General features: G+C 72.1%; 18 protein-coding genes. 11 read left to right on the top strand and 7 right to left on the bottom strand.

Translation table 11 applies throughout. The features are described 5' to 3' along the window. The first annotated feature begins 108 nt into the window (after nt 1-108). The 7 genes from ACFV5H_RS26220 (at nt 109) to serC (ending at nt 7,311) form a co-directional block, all read left to right on the top strand. Nucleotides 109-2,196, top strand: a complete 2,088-nt coding sequence (locus tag ACFV5H_RS26220) for an ATP-binding protein (protein WP_385197506.1) — start codon at nt 109-111, stop codon at nt 2,194-2,196. Next, nucleotides 2,193-2,600, top strand: a complete 408-nt coding sequence (locus ACFV5H_RS26215; protein ID WP_385054428.1) for a roadblock/LC7 domain-containing protein — start codon at nt 2,193-2,195, stop codon at nt 2,598-2,600. Before ACFV5H_RS26220 ends, ACFV5H_RS26215 begins: the two co-directional genes overlap by 4 nt. Continuing rightward, nucleotides 2,597-2,944, top strand: a complete 348-nt coding sequence (locus ACFV5H_RS26210; protein WP_030835307.1) for a DUF742 domain-containing protein — start codon at nt 2,597-2,599, stop codon at nt 2,942-2,944. The genes ACFV5H_RS26215 and ACFV5H_RS26210 overlap by 4 nt, the downstream gene beginning before the upstream one ends. Beyond that, the gene (locus ACFV5H_RS26205) at nt 2,925-3,542 is read left to right on the top strand and encodes an ATP/GTP-binding protein (RefSeq protein ID WP_073934445.1); all 618 of its coding nucleotides are present in this window, start codon (nt 2,925-2,927) and stop codon (nt 3,540-3,542) included. The genes ACFV5H_RS26210 and ACFV5H_RS26205 overlap by 20 nt, the downstream gene beginning before the upstream one ends. Continuing rightward, on the top strand, nt 3,539-4,774 hold the full coding sequence (locus tag ACFV5H_RS26200) for a cytochrome P450 (protein WP_385197504.1): 1,236 nt from the start codon (nt 3,539-3,541) through the stop codon (nt 4,772-4,774). The genes ACFV5H_RS26205 and ACFV5H_RS26200 overlap by 4 nt, the downstream gene beginning before the upstream one ends. Then, on the top strand, nt 4,771-6,021 hold the full coding sequence (locus tag ACFV5H_RS26195; protein ID WP_385054422.1) for a cytochrome P450: 1,251 nt from the start codon (nt 4,771-4,773) through the stop codon (nt 6,019-6,021). The genes ACFV5H_RS26200 and ACFV5H_RS26195 overlap by 4 nt, the downstream gene beginning before the upstream one ends. Nucleotides 6,022-6,192: 171 nt before the next feature. Then, complete coding sequence (gene serC, locus ACFV5H_RS26190; RefSeq protein WP_385054420.1) at nt 6,193-7,311, top strand: phosphoserine transaminase; 1,119 nt, start codon at nt 6,193-6,195, stop codon at nt 7,309-7,311. 60 nt (nt 7,312-7,371) lie between these two features. Here serC and ACFV5H_RS26185 read toward each other — a convergent pair whose 3' ends face one another. Genes ACFV5H_RS26185 through ACFV5H_RS26175 form a run of 3 tightly spaced genes read right to left on the bottom strand, consistent with a single transcriptional unit; the run spans nt 7,372 to nt 9,876 of the window. Further along, a complete protein-coding gene (locus ACFV5H_RS26185) occupies nt 7,372-8,067 on the bottom strand; it encodes a hypothetical protein (protein ID WP_385197502.1) in 696 nt (231 codons plus the stop codon). 28 nt (nt 8,068-8,095) lie between these two features. After that, entirely contained in the window at nt 8,096-8,917 is an 822-nt protein-coding gene (locus ACFV5H_RS26180; RefSeq protein ID WP_385054415.1) for an ABC transporter permease, read from the bottom strand. Continuing rightward, entirely contained in the window at nt 8,914-9,876 is a 963-nt protein-coding gene (locus tag ACFV5H_RS26175) for an ATP-binding cassette domain-containing protein (RefSeq protein WP_385054411.1), read from the bottom strand. Before ACFV5H_RS26175 ends, ACFV5H_RS26180 begins: the two co-directional genes overlap by 4 nt. Nucleotides 9,877-9,962: 86 nt before the next feature. Between ACFV5H_RS26175 and ACFV5H_RS26170 the strand changes: the two genes are divergently transcribed. Then, nucleotides 9,963-10,733, top strand: coding sequence for a TetR/AcrR family transcriptional regulator (locus tag ACFV5H_RS26170; protein WP_385197501.1), 771 nt, complete (start codon nt 9,963-9,965; stop codon nt 10,731-10,733). Here ACFV5H_RS26170 and ACFV5H_RS26165 read toward each other — a convergent pair whose 3' ends face one another. Next, a complete protein-coding gene (locus ACFV5H_RS26165; protein WP_385197499.1) occupies nt 10,734-11,720 on the bottom strand; it encodes a WD40 repeat domain-containing protein in 987 nt (328 codons plus the stop codon). An 88-nt stretch (nt 11,721-11,808) separates the two neighbouring features. On the opposite strand from ACFV5H_RS26165, the gene ACFV5H_RS26160 reads away from it, so the two are divergent. The 3 genes from ACFV5H_RS26160 (at nt 11,809) to ACFV5H_RS26150 (ending at nt 14,220) form a co-directional block, all read left to right on the top strand. Beyond that, nucleotides 11,809-12,486 (top strand): SGNH/GDSL hydrolase family protein, encoded by a 678-nt coding sequence (locus ACFV5H_RS26160; RefSeq protein WP_385197497.1) that lies wholly within the window; start codon nt 11,809-11,811, stop codon nt 12,484-12,486. A gap of 135 nt (nt 12,487-12,621) precedes the next feature. Next, nucleotides 12,622-13,197 (top strand): Uma2 family endonuclease, encoded by a 576-nt coding sequence (locus ACFV5H_RS26155; RefSeq protein ID WP_385054400.1) that lies wholly within the window; start codon nt 12,622-12,624, stop codon nt 13,195-13,197. Nucleotides 13,198-13,227: 30 nt separating this feature from the next. Further along, the gene (locus ACFV5H_RS26150; protein WP_385054397.1) at nt 13,228-14,220 is read left to right on the top strand and encodes an aldo/keto reductase; all 993 of its coding nucleotides are present in this window, start codon (nt 13,228-13,230) and stop codon (nt 14,218-14,220) included. A 166-nt stretch (nt 14,221-14,386) separates the two neighbouring features. On the opposite strand, the gene thpR is transcribed toward ACFV5H_RS26150, so the two are convergent. From thpR to ACFV5H_RS26135, 3 genes are read right to left on the bottom strand one after another with little or no spacing between them, the layout of a single operon-like run. Further along, nucleotides 14,387-14,983, bottom strand: a complete 597-nt coding sequence (gene thpR / locus ACFV5H_RS26145) for an RNA 2',3'-cyclic phosphodiesterase (protein ID WP_385197496.1) — start codon at nt 14,981-14,983, stop codon at nt 14,387-14,389. 15 nt (nt 14,984-14,998) lie between these two features. Then, nucleotides 14,999-16,363 (bottom strand): MFS transporter, encoded by a 1,365-nt coding sequence (locus tag ACFV5H_RS26140; RefSeq protein WP_385054391.1) that lies wholly within the window; start codon nt 16,361-16,363, stop codon nt 14,999-15,001. Nucleotides 16,364-16,416: 53 nt separating this feature from the next. Further along, nucleotides 16,417-16,854 (bottom strand): MarR family winged helix-turn-helix transcriptional regulator, encoded by a 438-nt coding sequence (locus tag ACFV5H_RS26135; RefSeq protein WP_385054388.1) that lies wholly within the window; start codon nt 16,852-16,854, stop codon nt 16,417-16,419. Nucleotides 16,855-16,933: the final 79 nt, after the last annotated feature.

Here is a 16,933-nt window from a genome sequence, read left to right as displayed (position 1 = left end):
GACCCCGAAAACCGAGTCCGGCATTCCCGTGAAACCGCCCGAGGGCCGCGCAGACACGACGACGCACGCCCGCGGACCGACCGAGGACCCGAACGAGGACCCTGATTGATGACCTCCCCCCTGCTCCCCGGCGACCGCCCCACCCCCCGCAGCATGCTGCCCGTTCCCGTGCTCACCGCGGCAGTCGCCGCGATCGGGGTCCTCGCCGCCCTCTTCCTCGTCCCGGACGACGCGATCGGCTCCGTCGTCGTGGTCGGGACGATCGCCGCCGTGCTGCTGTGCGCGGCGGCCACGGTGGCCACGTACGCCGTCCTGTCGGCGCGGGCCGCCCGGGCACGGCTGGACGCCGTCACCCAGGACGTCGGCCGGCTGCTCCAGGAACGCGCCCGGCTGACGGAGGAGTCCCGCCGCCAGCACGAGCGGCTGACCGGTGAACTCACCCGTGAACGCGCCCGGTTGTCCGCCGAACTGGACCAGGAGCGCAACCACCTCGCCGAGACCCTGGCCGCGGAGCGCGACCGTCTCGCCGAGCAGCACGCCGCCGACACCGCCCGCCTCGCCGAGCAGCACGCCGCCGACACCGCCCGCCTGACGCGGGAGCACGCCGACGAGCGGGCCCGGCTCGTGGACGACCACACCGCCGCACTGGAGCGGCTCGCCGAGGAACACGCCGGGAAACTGCGCCTCATCACCGAGGAACACGGCGCCCACACCGCCCGGTCGGCCCGCGACCACGCGGAGGAGCGCGACCGGCTGGCCGAGGAGCGGGACCGGATCAGGGCCGACCGGGACCGGCTCACCGCCGAGAACGCGCGGCTGACCACCCGGCTGCGCGAGGCCGACGGCGCCCGGGCCGCCGCACTGTCCGCGACCGCCAACGCGGCCGGACGCATGCAGGCCCTCTCCACCGGCATGCTCGCCGACCTGCGCGCGATGGAGGAGAAGCACCACGACGAGGAGGTCCTCGCCGACCTGCTCCACCTCGACCACCGCACCGCGCAGGCGGGCAGGCTCGCCGACTCCGTCGCCGTCCTCACCGGCGCCCGCTCCGGCCGCCGCTGGGCCCGGCCCATCGCCATGGAGTCCATCCTGCGCGGCGCCATGGGCCGGATCAGCGGCTACCAGCGCGTCAGGGTCCACTCCGCCAGCGACACCGCGGTCGCCGGGCACGCCGCCGAGGGCGTCATGCACGCGCTCGCCGAACTCCTCGACAACGCCGCGAACTTCTCGCCGCCGACCGCCGAGGTCCACGTGTACGTCGAGGAGGTCCCGGCCGGGGTCATCGTCTCCGTCGAGGACAGCGGGCTCGTCATGGGCGAGGCGCAGCTGCGTCGCGCCGAGCGCGCGGTCTCCGGCGAGTCCGCCGAACTCGGGGGCCTCACCGGCACCCGGCTCGGGCTCGGCGTGGTCGGCCGGCTGGCCCGGCGGTACGGGCTCCGGGTCTCCTACCGGCCCTCGGCCCGCGGCGGCACGGGCGTCCTGATGCTCGTCCCGCAGGACATCCTCGTACCGCCGGACGCGGCGCCCACGGCCCCGGCGGCGGGAACCGCGGCGACCGGCGGCACCACCGCGTCGACATCCCGCACCACCGCTTCGGCCGGTACTCCGTCCGTCCCCGCGACCCCCGCCGCACTCGTCGGGGCACTCGGTTCCGAGGCCCCGGCCGACGAGGCGTCCGGCGGTCTCCCCCCGCGCCGCGACCACCGCGCGGAGACCGCCCCCGACCGGCCGGAACCCGAGACCAGCCACGGCAGCGCGGGCGACACCGGCACCGACGCCGGCACCACCGCCGGCACCGCCCCGGTGGACCGCCCGACGTCCCCCGAGGGCACCCGCCCCGCCCCCTCCTACGCGGCCTCCCGCGCGGGCGCCGACCTCGACCCCGACCCGGTGCCGACCCACGAGTCCCCGGACCGGACCGCCGACGTCCCGCCCCTCGTGCTGCCCCGCCGCCGCCGGGGCCGGACCCTCGCCGAGGCGGAGCGCACGCGTCCGGGCGGCCGTGGCACCACGCCCCGGCCCGCCCCGACCGCCGAGGAGACCAAGGCACGCACCGCCCGCTTCAGCAGCTTCCGCCAGGCCGTCCGCCCGCCCACCCCGGACGACACGGCCGACCCGGACACCGGCACCACCGCCGGCCCGACCCCCGAAGCACACCCCACCCCCGCGACCCCGGAAGGCGACACCACCTCATGACCGGCACGACGACCGCCGACGAGAAGCTCACCTGGCTGATAGAGGGCCTGCTGGAGCGCACGCCGGGCGCACGGCACGCGCTCGTGCTCTCCCGCGACGGCCTGAAACTGTGCCGCACCCCGGAGCTGTCCGCCGACCAGGCCGACCAGCTCGCCGCGATCGCCGCCGGCATCCAGTCGCTGTCGCACGGCGCCTCCGTCGAGTTCGGCGACGGCAGCGGCGGCGTGCGCTCGGCGATGACCGAGTTCTACGGCGGTGTGCTGTTCATCGTGGAGGCCGGCGAGGGCGCGCACCTGGCCGTGATCACCACCGAGGACGCGGACGCCGGGCTCATCGGGCACAACATGAGCGAGCTCGTGGAACAACTCGGCGAGCACCTGACCGCGCAGCCGCGCACCTCATGAGCAGGCCCGGCAGGGACGACTCCCCCGACCGGCTCTACACCCTCACCGGGGGGCGCAGCCGGTCCGGTCCCGACAACCCCTTCGACCTGGTGACCCTGGTCGTCGCCGAGTGCGATCCGGTGCCCGGCATGCAGTCCGAGCACGCGGCGATCCTGCGGCTGACCGAACGCCCCACGGCGGTCGTGGAGATCGCGGCCGAGCTGAAGCTGCCCGTGAGCATCACCCGGATCCTGCTCTCCGACCTGCAGGCGGCGGGCCGGGTCAGCGCCCGTCACCCCCGCAAGGCCGCCGTACCCGACCCCGACATCCTGGAGCAGGTGCTCGTTGGACTCCGCAACCTCTGAGACGCGTACGCCGCTGGGCGCGTCGGCCGACAACGGCCTGAAGATCGTGGTCGTGGGCGGCTTCGGCGCCGGCAAGACGACGATGGTCCGCTCGGTCAGCGAGATCCGTCCCCTCAACACCGAGGAGACGATGACCCAGGCCGGGGAGGCCGTCGACGACACCAGCGGGGTGAGCGGCAAGACCGCGACCACCGTCGCCTTCGACTTCGGCCGCATCACCCTCGACACCCGCAACGTGCTGTACCTGTTCGGGGCGCCCGGACAGGAGCGCTTCTGGTTCCTGTGGGACCGGCTGTTCTCCGGCACGCTCGGCGCGGTCGTGCTGGTCGACACCCGGCGCATCGACGACTCCTGGTACGCCATCGACCGGCTGGAGAAGCACGGCACGCCGTTCATCGTGGCGTGCAACGACTTCGGCGGCGCCACCTTCACTCCCCAGCAGATCCGCGAGGCCCTCGACCTCGACCCGCACGTGCCGCTGGTCAACTGCGACGCGCGCTCCCGGGAGTCCAGCAAGATCGTGCTGATCACGCTGGTGGAGCACATCCAGGCCCTGTACGCCGACCCGGCCCGAGCCCCCCGTCAGGAGCTGGTGTGAGTCCCGCCTCCGTCCCCAACGCCGTCCGTTTCCAGGGGTCCCTGCTCCAGGACGACCCGTCCCGCGTGTACCGGGAGATGCGGCGCGAGCACGGCAGCGTCGTCCCGGTGGTGCTGGACGGGGACGCGCCGGCCTGGCTGGTGCTCGGCTACCGCGAGCTGCACCAGATCACCGGCGACCCGGTGCTGTTCAGCCGCGACTCCGACCTGTGGAACCAGTGGGAGAACATCCCCGACGACTGGCCGCTGCTGCCGATGATCGGCCGCAGGCAGCCGTCGATCCTCTACACCGTCGGCGAGCGGCACCGCGAGCGGGCGGGGATGCTGGGGAACGCGCTGGAGGCGGTCGACCCGTTCGAACTGCGCGGGTACGCCGAGAAGTTCGCGGACGAGCTGATCGACGGGATCTGCCCCAAGGGCACCGCCGACCTGATCGGCGAGTTCGCGATGCTGCTGCCGGTGCGGGTGCTGGCCCGGATCTTCGGCTTCTCCGACGAGGAGGGCCCGGCCCTGGTCACCGCCCTCAACGACATGATCGACGGGCGGGAGCGGGCCCTCGCGGGCCAGAGCCACCTGTTCACGTCGATGACGGAGCTGGTGACCGCCCGCAGGAACGCGCCCGCCGAGGACGTCGCGTCCCGGATGCTCACCGACCCCTCCGGCTTCACCGAGGAGGAGATCCTCCAGGACCTGATGGTGATGCTGGCGGCCGGGCACCAGCCGACCGCCGACTGGATCGGCAACTCGCTGCACCTGATGCTCACCGACAGCCGCTTCGCGGCCTCCCTGTTCGGAGGCCGCAACAGCATCGCCGAGGCGATGAACGAGGTGCTGTGGGAGGACACGCCGACCCAGAACGTGGCCGCCCGCTGGGCGTCCCGCGACACCCAGCTCGGCGGACGCCGCGTCCGCGCCGGCGACATGCTGCTGCTCGGCCTGCAGGGCGCCAACGCCGACCCCCAGGTGCGGACCGACGGCTCGGCGCTGACCGGCGGCAACAGCGCGCACTTCTCCTTCGGTCACGGGGAGCACCGCTGCCCGTTCCCGGCGCAGGAGATCGCCGAGGTGATCGCCCGGACCGGCATCGAGGTCGTACTGGACCGGCTGCCGGACATCGACCTCGCGGTGCCGGCCGCGAACCTGACCCGCCGCCCGTCGCCGTGGCTGCGCGGACTGTCCGAACTCCCGGTCACGTTCACACCCACTCCCGCCCTTGGAGGCTCGCTCGCATGACGGCTGATACGGACACCATGACGACCGACACCGGACAGACCCGTATCCCCCTCGACCCCTTCGTCTCCGACCTGGACGGGGAGAGCGCGGCGCTGCGGGCCGCCGGGCCGCTGGCCGCCGTGACGCTGCCGGGTGGCGTGCCGGTGTGGGCGGTCACCCACCACGCCGAGGCGAAGAGGCTGCTCACCGACCCGCGCGTGGTGAAGGACATCAACGTCTGGACCGCCTGGCAGCGCGGCGAGATCGCCCCCGACTGGCCGCTGATCGGGCTGGCCAACCCGCCCCGCTCCATGCTCACCGTGGACGGCTCCGACCACCGCCGGCTGCGCACGCTGGTCGCGCAGGCGCTCACGCCGCGCCGGGTGGAGCGGATGCGGGAGCGGATCACGGAGCTGACCGAGGGCCTGCTGGACCAGGTGGCCGACCGGCCCGGCGACACGGTGGACCTGAAGGCGGCGTTCGCCTACCCGCTGCCGATGTACGTCATCGCCGACCTGATGGGTCTTGCGGAGGAGCGGCTGCCGCGCCTGAAGGAGCTCTTCGAGAAGTTCTTCTCCACGCAGACCCCGCCCGAGGAGGTCGTCGCGACGCTGACCGAGCTGGCCGGGATCATGGCCGAGACGGTGGCGCACAAGCGCGAGCACCCGGGCGACGACCTGACCTCCGCGCTCATCCAGGCGTCGGAGGACGGCGACAGCCTCACCGACGAGGAGATCGTCGCCACGCTCCAGCTGATGGTGGCGGCCGGCCACGAGACGACGATCTCCCTCATCGTCAACGCGGTGGCCAACCTGTCCCTCCACCCCGAGCAGCGGGAACTGGTGCTGTCCGGCGAGGCGGACTGGTCGGCGGTGGTCGAGGAGACGCTGCGGTACGCCACGCCGACGTCCCACGTGCTGATCCGGTTCGCGACCGAGGACATACCGGTGGGCGACAAGGTCCTCCCGGCGGGTGACGCGCTGATCGTGTCGTACGCCGCGATCGGCCGCGACGAGCAGGCGCACGGCCCGACGGCCGGCGACTTCGACATCACCCGCGAGATCACCAACCGGCACATCTCCTTCGGCCACGGCCCGCACGTGTGCCCCGGCGCGGCCCTGTCCCGCCTGGAGGCGGGCGTGGCCCTCCCGGCCCTGTACGCCCGCTTCCCGAAGCTGGACCTGGCGGTCCCGGCGAGCGAGCTGCGCAACAAGCCGGTGGTCACCCAGAACGACCTGTTCGAGCTTCCGGTGAAGCTCGGCGGGTGAACGACGCGGGTGGTGGACGGACCTCCCCCCGGTCCGTCCGCCACCCGTCTCACTTCCGCCCCGGCACCCGCTCCCCTTCCGTCCGGCACCCGTCTCACCTCCGTCCCACCGCTCGTCTCAGCGGACGGACGATGTTTCGCCGGGGTTTCCCGCAGCCGCTAGGCTCCGGTCGTGGCTGAGATCCGGATTCCTGCTGACATCAAGCCCGCCGACGGTCGTTTCGGTGCGGGCCCCTCCAAGGTGCGGACGGAGGCACTGGACGCCCTGGCCGCGACCGGCACGTCCCTGCTCGGCACCTCCCACCGCCAGGCCCCGGTGAAGAACCTGGTCGGCAAGGTGCGCGAGGGCATCCGCGAGCTGTTCCAGCTCCCCGACGGCTACGAGGTCGTCCTCGGCAACGGCGGCTCCACCGCGTTCTGGGACGTCGCGACCCACGGCCTGATCGAGAACAAGTCGCAGCACCTCACCTTCGGCGAGTTCAGCTCCAAGTTCGCCAAGGCCGCCAAGCTCGCCCCGTGGCTCGCCGACCCCACGGTCGTCTCCGCCGACCCGGGCACGCACCCCGAGGCCGCCGCCGAGGCGGGCGTGGACGTCTACGCCTTCACCCACAACGAGACCTCCACCGGCGTCGCCATGCCGATCCGGCGCGTCGCCGGCGCCGACGAGGGCTCCCTCGTCCTGGTGGACGCCACCTCCGGCGCGGGCGGCCTCCCGGTCGACATCGCCGAGACGGACGTCTACTACTTCGCCCCGCAGAAGTCCTTCGCCTCCGACGGCGGCCTGTGGATCGGCGTGTTCTCCCCGGCCGCGATCGAGCGCGCCGAGCGGATCCACGCCTCCGGCCGCCACGTCCCGGAGTTCTTCAGTCTCCCCACGGCGATCGACAACTCCCGCAAGAACCAGACGTACAACACCCCGGCGCTGGCCACCCTGTTCCTGCTCAACGAGCAGCTGGAGTGGATCAACGGCCAGGGCGGCCTCGCCTGGTCCACGGCCCGTACGAAGGACTCCTCGACCCGCCTGTACACCTGGGCGGACGAGTCCAAGCACGCCACCCCGTTCGTCACCGACCCGGCCAAGCGCTCCCAGGTCATCGGCACGATCGACTTCACGGACGAGGTCGACGCCGCCGCCGTCGCCAAGGCGCTGCGCGCCAACGGCATCGTCGACACCGAGCCCTACCGCAAGCTCGGCCGCAACCAGCTCCGCGTCGCGATGTTCCCGGCGATCGACCCGGCGGACGTCGAGGCCCTGACGAAGTGCGTGGACTACGTCATCGAGCAGCTGTAGTCACGCCTCGCACGACACGGAAGAGGGCGCCCGGCGGACCGGGCGTCCTCTTCCGTCGTCTCACCCGCGGTGCGCGCGCCAGGCGTCCGCCAGCGCGTCGTACCGCCGGAGCTGCTCCTCACGCGCGTTCTGCGCCTCTTCGGTGGCGGGGTCGAGGAGGTACCCCAGCGGCCGGGGACGGAGCCGGAAACCGATGGACTCGCACAGGACCGTGATCTTCTCGTTGGCCCGGTTCCACTCCTCCGCCGACAGCCGGCGCCCCTCGTCGCCGGCTACGGGCGCCGTCGTCGCGGCGGCCACCGCGCTGCACCCGGCGCCCAGGGTCCACAGCGCCTGGGAGGCGAGCACGGGGCCCAGGCCGACCCCGCGCCACTCCGGGTCCAGCCGGACGTCCCACAGGACGAGCAGGTCGCCGTCGGCGGACGTCATGCTGTCCCGGAACTCCTGCCGGTAGCCGCCCCGCCCGAGGTCGTAGCAGCCCATGACCGCATGGAAGAGACCGAGGTCGTACCCCTCCGCGTCCCCACAGGGGGATGGGCCGAACCGCTCGTCCTGCCGCAGCCGGAAGAGGGTCAGGGAGCCGACGACACCGCCGACGGTGCGGTTCCGGAACCGCTCCGCCCGCACGGACACGGTCCACTCGTCGAGACCGTCCTGGTCCTCGACGCCGCTCAGCGGCTGCCGCTGGTGGTACTCCAGCGACAACCGCCGCGGGTCACCCGGCAGTTCACCGATCGGACGTCCGTACGGTTCCATGCGACCGTATGCTAGCCGCGGCCCCTCCTCACCTGCTGAGCCGCTGGAACCTGCGCACCGCGAGCGGCAGGAAGACCGCCGTCAGCACGAGCGGCCACACCCCCGCCATCAGCAGCGCGTGCCGCTCGACCCAGGAGTCGCCGCCGCCGACCGGCGTGCCGAACAGGTCGCGGGCCGCGGCGGCCGTGGAGGAGATCGGGTTCCAGGCCGCCACCCAGCCCAGCCAGTCCGGCATGAGCTGCGGGGCGACGAAGATGCTGGAGATCATCGTCAGCGGGAACGCGACCGCGAACAGCCCGCCCGCCGCCTCCGGGTTGGGCACCAGCAGTCCCAGCCAGACCCCGATCCAGATCAGCGCGAACCGCAGCCACAGCAGCAGCCCGAACGCCGCCAGGAAGCCCCAGCCGCCGTCCGGCCGCCAGCCCATGGCCAGCGCGGTCAGCATCATGATGGCCAGCTCCGCGCAGGCGACGACCAGATCGGTCACCCCGCGCCCGGCCACCACCGCGGACGACGCCATCGGCATGGAGCGGAACCGGTCGATGACCCCCTTGGTGGAGTCGTACACCACCACGGTCGCCGTGTTGATGAAGCCGAACGCCATGGTCATCACGAACATGCCCGGCATCAGGAAGTCCTTGTAGTCCCCGCCGCCCGGCACGGTCATCGCGCTGCCGAAGACATAGCCGTAGAGGAGGACCGACAGGATGGGAAAGCCGAGCTGCCAGGCGATGTTGACGGGCTGGCGCCGGTAGTGGGTGAGGCCGCGGCGGACGATGTTCCAGCAGTCCGCGAGCACCCAGTACGTACGGCCGTGCTCGGCCGGTCCGGTCAGTTCGGCCGTGCTCATGCCGCCGCCTCCTTCTCCGCGCGGTGTCCGGTCAGGCGCAGGAACACGTCGTCGAGGCTGGGCCTGCGCAGTCCGAGGTCCTCCACCCGTACGCCCTCGTCCTGGAGGGTGCGCGCCACTTCGGTGAGCGCGGCCACCCGGTCGGTCACGGGCGCGTGCACCCGCAACTCGGTGTCGTCCGACTCGGGTTCGCCCTCGGCGACCCGCGCGACGACCTTCACCGCGCGCGGGATGTCGGAGCGCTCGGCGACCACGACCTCGATGCGGTCGCCGCCGACCAGGTTCTTCAGCCCGTCCGGGCTGTCGTCGGCGATGGCCCGCCCCTGGTCGATGACGGTGATCCGGGAAGCCAGCCTGTCGGCCTCCTCCAGGTACTGCGTGGTCAGCAGCACGGTCGTACCGTCCGCCACCAACGCCCGCACCGAATCCCAGACTTCGCCGCGGCTACGGGGGTCCAGTCCCGTGGTCGGCTCGTCCAGGAAGAGCACGGCCGGGGCGAGGATCATCGAGGCGGCGAGGTCGAGGCGCCGGCGCATGCCGCCGCTGTAACCGCCCACGCCCTTGTCGGCGGCGTCGGTCAGGTCGAACCGCTCCAGCAGCTCGACCGCCCGCGCCGCGGCCCGTCTGCCGCCGAGGTGGAACAGCCGGCCGAACATCTCCAGGTTCTGCCGCCCGGTGAGCACCTCGTCCACCGCCGCGTACTGCCCGGTGAGCCCGATCCGCGCCCGCACCCCGCGCGCCTGCCGGGTGACATCGAGCCCGGCGACCGTGGCACGGCCGCCGTCGAGCCGGATCAGCGTCGACAGGATGCGTACGGCGGTGGTCTTGCCGGCGCCGTTCGGTCCGAGGAGTCCGTGCACCGTGCCCTCGCGGACGGCGAGGTCGAAGCCGTCGAGGGCGCGCTTCTCGCCGTACCGCTTCTCCAGGCCCTCCGCCCGGACCGCGTAGCCGTCGTCCATGAGTCCCCCTTCCAAGAACTGAGTACACCGTACCCGATTACGCGTACGCCGTACTCAGTTTTTTCGGACGGAACTAGACTGCCCTCATGAGCAGCGGTACGGAGACCAGTGGCGGCGGCGACATCGCCCGCACCCTCGACCTGCTGTGGGACACCGGCCCGCGGCCCAGCCGGGGGCCGAAGCCGGGGCTGACACTGGACCGCATCGTGGAGACCGCCGTCGGGGTCGCCGACCGGGACGGGCTCGGCGCGCTGTCGATGCGCAGGATCGCCACGGAACTCGGCACCGGCACGATGTCCCTGTACCGCTACGTCCCCGGCAAGGCCGAGCTGCTCGACCTGATGCTGGACCGGGTGCAGCGGCCCTCGGAGGACCCCGCGGACCTCGGCGACGGCGGCTGGCGCGCGGCGCTGGAGGCCTTCGGCCACGCCACCCTCGCCCTGTACCGCCGGCACCCGTGGCTGATGGAGGTCAACCAGTCCCGCCCGGTCCTCGGCCCGAGCGCGCTGGACGGTATGGAGAAGGTGCTCACCCGGATCAAGCCGATGGGCCTGTCCGACCCCGAACTGCTGTCGGTGATCATCATGATCGACGGGTACGTGGTCGGGGCCGCCCGGACCCAGCTCTACCAGGAGCAGGCCGAGCGCGGCTCCGGGCTGACGGACGCGCAGTTCTGGGAGGCGCAGCAGCCGGCCCTGGAGAAAGCCATGCTCAGCGGGCGCTACCCCGTCCTGGCCGGGCTGTCCGAGGACACCTTCGGCTCGGGCTTCGACCACTTCGAGTTCGGGTTGCAGCGGATCCTGGACGGTCTTGAGGTGTTCGTCGCCGGGCGGGCCCCGGCGGGGCAGGGCGGCTGATCAGCGGTTGCGGCGGCGCAGCAGTCGGAAGAGGAGCACGCAGAGGAGGGCCGCCGCGGCGGCGGCGCCGACCTTGACGGTGCCGTCGGTCCCGTCGCCGGCACCGGCGCCGCCCTCCCCGCTCCCGGTGCCCCCGCCGCTGGACGGGGACCCCTTCCCGCCGCCCCCGCCCGGCGCCTCGCGGGACTCGACCGGGCTCTGGTCGCCCTCGCTGCCGTACATGAGCCGGGACCCGTCGGCGGAGTAGGTGACCGACTCCCCCTGCCCCTGGAGCGGCACGCTCAGCCGGCCCTCGCGCTTGGGCTTCCCGCCGTTCCAGGAGTAGTGGATGCCGCCGAAGTAGCCGCGTACGGCGAGCTGCCGGCCGTCCGGGGAGAGTGCGGCGTCGGTGGCCCACAGGTCGACGGGGGCGACCGGGCGGAACACGTTGCTCCCGGACGCCGACAGTTCGGCCGGCCCTTCGTACAGGTGCCCGCCCTCCTCCTTCTTGTCGATGATGTAGACCCGCCCGGTCTTCGGGTGCACGAACATCGACTCGGCGTCCCGGGCCCCGTCGGAGTACTTCACGACGTACTGCGTGGCCCTTACGGTCGCGTCCTTGAGCTCCTTCGGCTCGGGCAGCTCGTAGATCCAGACGTACGGCCACGTACCGCCGAGGTTGTCGCCGATGTCCCCGACGAAGATCTTGTCGCCGGGGCCGATCGAGATGGCCTCGACGTCACGCGGGGTGCCGACGCCGGTGAGGGTGAGGCGGGCGACGGTCTCGCCGGTCGCGCTGTCGACGGCGTAGAGGTAGGGGCCGTCGTCGCTGTCGTTGTGGGTCCAGTAGATGCCGGGGTGGAGGCGGGAGGCGGCGAGTCCGCTGGACTCGGTGATGCGCGGGTCCTTGACGGTGAAGCCCTCGTCGCCGTCGGCTGCGGAGGCGGCGGGCATGGCGAGCGCACCCGTGAGGAGGGTCGCGGCGATCAGGGCGAAGGGTCGGCGCATGTGCCAAGAGTGCCATTGGTCAACGCACTTCACGGCGGGTGTCCGGACTCACATCGCGACGGCCGGACCGATCGTCCATGATGATCGGGTGCTCAGGTTCATGCCCGTAGGTGACTCGATGACGATCGGGAGCGCGGGTGAACACACCTGGCGCTACCGGCTGTGGCAGCACCTGTGCACGGCGTACGGCGGTCCCTTCACGCTGGTCGGCCCGCGCGAGACGCTGCACGACCCGGTGACGGACGCCCCCACCTCGCACGCGTACGCCGCCCCCGGCTTCCCCCGTGCCCACCTGGCCGGCTGGGGCGAGGGCTGGCAGCACATGGTCCCGCTGATCGGCGAGACCGTGCGCTCCTGCCGCGCGGATGTGCTGCTGGTGTCGCTGGGCCTGATCGACCTGGGCTTCTACACGAACGCCGAGCAGACGGCGGCGAACGTCCGCGCGTTCATCGCGGAGGCGAGGGCCGCCGGGCCACGCGTCCGCATGGCCGTCATGCCGGTGATCCGCAACATCCGGGTGGAGGCGGACCCGGCCTTCGCCGAACAGGTCGCCCACTTCAACGAACTCCTGGCGAAGACCGTCGCCGACCTGGACGAACCGGACTCCTCGCTGCTGCTGGTCCCGCCGCCGGCGTCGTACGACTTCCACGTGGACACGTACGACGGCACGCATCCCAACGAGAGCGGCGAGCACCGGATCGCGGGGGCGTTCGCGGAGGCGATGTGGCGGGGGTGGGGGCTGGGCGGGCCGTACGGGGCGGTGTAGCGGCCGGGGATTCCTGGCATATGCGCCCGGCCCCGTGTCCTGCTCACCGTGCGTATCGTTGTACCGCGCGGCCGCACTCGTCCGGGGACAGCCGGGAGGAACGCCACGACGACCGTCGTAGACGACAGGATCTCCATGGCCGACGCCGACACGCAACGCTTGGACGAGTGGTTCGAGCGGCTGGAGCGGATGCCCGTCCCCGAAGGTTTCAGGGTCGAGATCGTCGGTGGCAACGTTTTCATGACACCACAGCGGGCCACCCATTGGGGGATCATCCTCAAGATGGTGAGGGCCGTTGAGAATCGGTTCGGAATGGACGTCAAGGTGTTCTCGAACGTCCGCATCGACTTCCCCGGCCACGAGAACGGTCTCTGCCCGGACGTCGCCGTACTCCGCGCCTCCGCCGAGAAGGACGACGAGGGCCACTGGCGCTACGAGGACGTCGAGTTCGTCTTCGAGGTCATCTCCGAGGGCACGGCCGCCAACGACTACGGCCCGAAGAAGGCCGCCTACGCGACCGCCGAAGTGCCCCTCTACGTCATCGTCGACCCCTACCGGGGCCGCTGCTACGTCTACACCGACCCCAAGAACGGCGACTACGTCACGCGGACGCGGGTGGACTTCGGTGACGACATCGATCTCACCGGCACCGTGGCCGACCTGACCGTGAGCACCGGCAAATTCCCCCGGGACCGGTCTCCTCTTGCATAGAGCGCACTCCAAGCCGTTGGCTTGATGACCATGAAGTACACGCAGCTCGGACGCACGGGACTCAAGGTCAGCCGGCTCGTCCTCGGGACGATGAACTTCGGTCCGCAGACCGACGAGGCCGACAGCCACGCCATCATGGACGCCGCGCTGGACGCGGGACTGAATTTCTTCGACACGGCCAACGTCTACGGCTGGGGCGAGAACAAGGGCCGTACCGAGAGCATCATCGGGAACTGGTTCGCGAAGGGCGGCGAGCGCCGCGACAAGGTGGTCCTCGCCACCAAGGTGTACGGCAACATGGCCGCCGACGGCGAGGCGTGGCCCAACCACGACAAGCTGTCGGCCGTGAACATCCGCCGGGCCGTCGACGCCAGCCTGAAGCGGCTCCGGACGGACTACATCGACGTCTACCAGTTCCACCACGTCGACCGGAACACCCCGTTCGAGGAGATCTGGCAGGCGGTCGACGTCCTGGTCCAGCAGGGCAAGATCCTCTACGTCGGTTCCTCGAACTTCCCCGGCTACAAGATCGCCCAGGCCAACGAGATCGCCGCCCGGCGCGGCGGCACCATCGGCCTGGTCAGCGAGCAGTGCCTGTACAACCTCGCCGAGCGCCGCGCCGAGATGGAGGTCGTCCCGGCCGCGCAGGAGTACGGGCTCGGGGTCATCCCGTGGTCGCCGCTGCACGGCGGGCTGCTGGGCGGTGTGATCAAGAAGGAGGTCCAGGGCGGCCGGCGCGCCTCCGGACGGGCCGCCGACACGCTCGCCGATCCGTCGTCCCGCGCGCAGATCCAGGCGTACGAGGACCTGCTCGACAAGCACGGCGTCGAGCCCGGCGAGGCCGCGCTGGCCTGGCTGCTCACCCGGCCCGGCGTGACCGGCCCGATCGTCGGTCCGCGCACGTCCGAGCAGCTCGCCTCCGCGCTGCGGGCGGTCGAGCTGGAGCTGAGCGAGGAGCTGCTGACCTCGCTGGACGAGATCTTCCCGGGTCCGGGTCCGTCGCCGGAGGCCTTCGCCTGGTAGCGGCGCGTACGGGGGCCGGTGGCGGCACTGATGGCCCGGCGCCGCGTACAGCGGCCGACGGCGGCGCTAATTGCCCAGTGCCGCCGCCAGCGCCACCACGACGAACATCAGCACGAGCGCACCGGCCATGATCCGGTTACGGGTCTTCGGGTCCACGCCACCGAGCCTAACCGGCCGCGCCCAGTGCCTGCCGGGCGACCGCCTCATAGCGGGGCTGCTCGCCCGGCACCCCGGACGTCGGCAGGTGGCTGCGCATCAGCACCACCTCGTCCACGGTCCAGGTGCGGCTGCGGAACGCGTGCAGGGCCTCCACGTACGGCCGTACGTCGACGGCGTCCCGGCTGCGGGCGACGGTCAGGTGGGCCTTGTAGCGGCGGTGCTCGTCCATCGGCACGCCCGCCTTGCGCGCCGCCGCCTCGGCCCGCTCGGCCAGCAGCCGCATCGTGCGCAGGTCCCCCTCCGCACCGGCCCACAGCACCCTGCCGTGCCCGAACTGGCCGCCGCCGAGCAGCGCCAGCCGGAACGGCTCGGTCCGGGACGCGGCCCGCCCCAGCCGCGCCGTCAGCTCCGGTACGAGCCCGTCGTCGACCTCGCCGTAGAAGGCGAGCGTGAAGTGCCAGTCAGCGGCTCCGCCGCGGGGCCACCCGGCCCGCCCGGTCCACCGCATCCCGTCCGCCCCGGGCAGCCTCCGCAACTCCGCGACCTCGGCGGCGAGCTCCTGGACCACGTCCTCGGGCAGCAGTACGGCGGCGAAGAGTCTCATGGGGCCAGTCTGCCGTCAGACCGCCGGAGCGAGGGCTTCCTGACGCTCACGGGGCACGAAGCGGACGCTGGGGTGGCCCCGGTGCCAGCCGACCGACAGGCGCAGGCCGCCGACCCTGGCCAGGATCAGGCCGATGACGGTCGCCGCGGCCACCGCGACCGCACCGCCGGCCGCGAAGCCGACGCGGGCGCCGTAGGTGTCGGTGATCCAGCCGACGACGGGGGCGCCGACCGGGGAGCCGCCGAGGAAGACCATCATGTAGAGGGCCATGACACGGCCGCGCATCGCCGGGTCGGTGGCCATCTGGAGGCTGGTGTTGGTGGTGACGTTGACCGTCATCGAGAACAGACCCAGCGGGACCATGATCAGGGCGAACATCCACAGCCGCGGTGAGGCGGAGGCCAGGATCTCCAGGCCGCCGAAGGCCAGCGCGGCCAGGATCAGCAGCCGCAGCCGGGCCGTGCCGCGCCGGGCGGCGAGCAGGGCGCCGGAGACGGAGCCGACCGCCATCAGGGTGTTGAACATGCTGTAGACGCCCGCGCCCCCGTGGAAGACGTCGTCGGCGAAGGCCGAGAGGTAGACGGGGAAGTTGAAGGCGAAGGTGCCGATGAAGCCGACCAGGACGATCGGCCAGATCAGCTCGGGCCGCCCGGTGACGTAGCGCACGCCCTCCCGGAGCTGCCCCTTGCCGCGCGGGGCGCGCTCGACGGCGTGCAGCTCGCGGGCGCGCATCATCATCAGGCCGGCGAGCGGCGCGACGAAGGACAGGCCGTTGAGGAGGAACGCCCAGCCGGTGCCGACGCCGGTGATCAGCAGGCCCGCGACGGCGGGGCCGACCAGACGGGCGGACTGGAAGTTCGCGGAGTTCAGGCTGACCGCGTTCTGCAGCTGGCCGGGGCCGACGAGTTCGGAGACGAAGGACTGGCGGGCCGGGTTGTCGACGACGGTCGCGAGACCGAGGGCGAAGGCGGCGACGTAGATGTGCCAGACCTCGACCCGCCCCGTCAGGGTGAGGGCGGCGAGCGCGAGGGCGGTGAGGGCCATCGCGGTCTGGGTGACGAGCAGCGTGGGGCGCTTGCGCAGGCGGTCGACGAGGACACCGCCGTACAGGCCGAACAGCAGCATCGGCAGGAACTGCAGGGCCGTGGTGATGCCGACGGCGGCCGAGGAGCCGGTGAGGCTGAGCACCAGCCAGTCCTGGGCGATGCGCTGCATCCAGGTGCCGATGTTGGAGACGACCTGGCCGATGAAGAACAGGCGGTAGTTCCTGACCCTCAGCGAGGCGAACATCGAGGTCTTGCGGGCGGGGGTGTCGGGGGCGGCCAGGGTGTCGTGGGGGTCAGGTGCGGGGGCGGAAGCTGCTCCGGATCCCGTACTCAAAAGGGTTCGCCTCCTAGCTTGCTGCCGTACTGCCGTACTGCCGTACTGCGTGCTCAGACGTGCGCCAGTTTCTCCAGCACGGGGGCGGCGGCGCGCAGTTTCGCCCACTCGTCGTCGTCGAGTTCCTCGACCAGCGAGGCCAGGAACGCGTTCCGCTTGCGGCGGCTCTCCTCGAGCATCGTCTCGGCCCGCTCGGTCTGCGTGACGACCTTCTGGCGCCGGTCGTCGGGGTGCGGCTCCAGGCGGACCAGTCCCTTGGCCTCCAGCAGGGCCACGATGCGGGTCATCGACGGCGGCTGGACGTGCTCCTTGCGGGCGAGCTCGCCCGGGGTGGCCCGGCCGCAGCGGGCCAGGGTGCCCAGCACCGACATCTCGGTGGGGCTGAGGGACTCGTCGACGCGCTGGTGCTTGAGCCGACGGGACAGCCGCATCACGGCGGATCGGAGGGCGTTCACGGCGGCTGCGTCGTCGCCATGGCTGAAGTCCGGCATGTTCTTTAGCGTAACTCATTACTCTCGCTAAAGACCACCCGGGGGCGCGTACGCGCCCGTGACCCCCGCCACTGTCACG

The organism is Streptomyces sp. NPDC059787, assembly GCF_042732315.1.
GTDB lineage: Bacteria > Actinomycetota > Actinomycetes > Streptomycetales > Streptomycetaceae > Streptomyces > Streptomyces atrovirens.
This window is presented reverse-complemented; position numbering and strand designations above follow the sequence as displayed.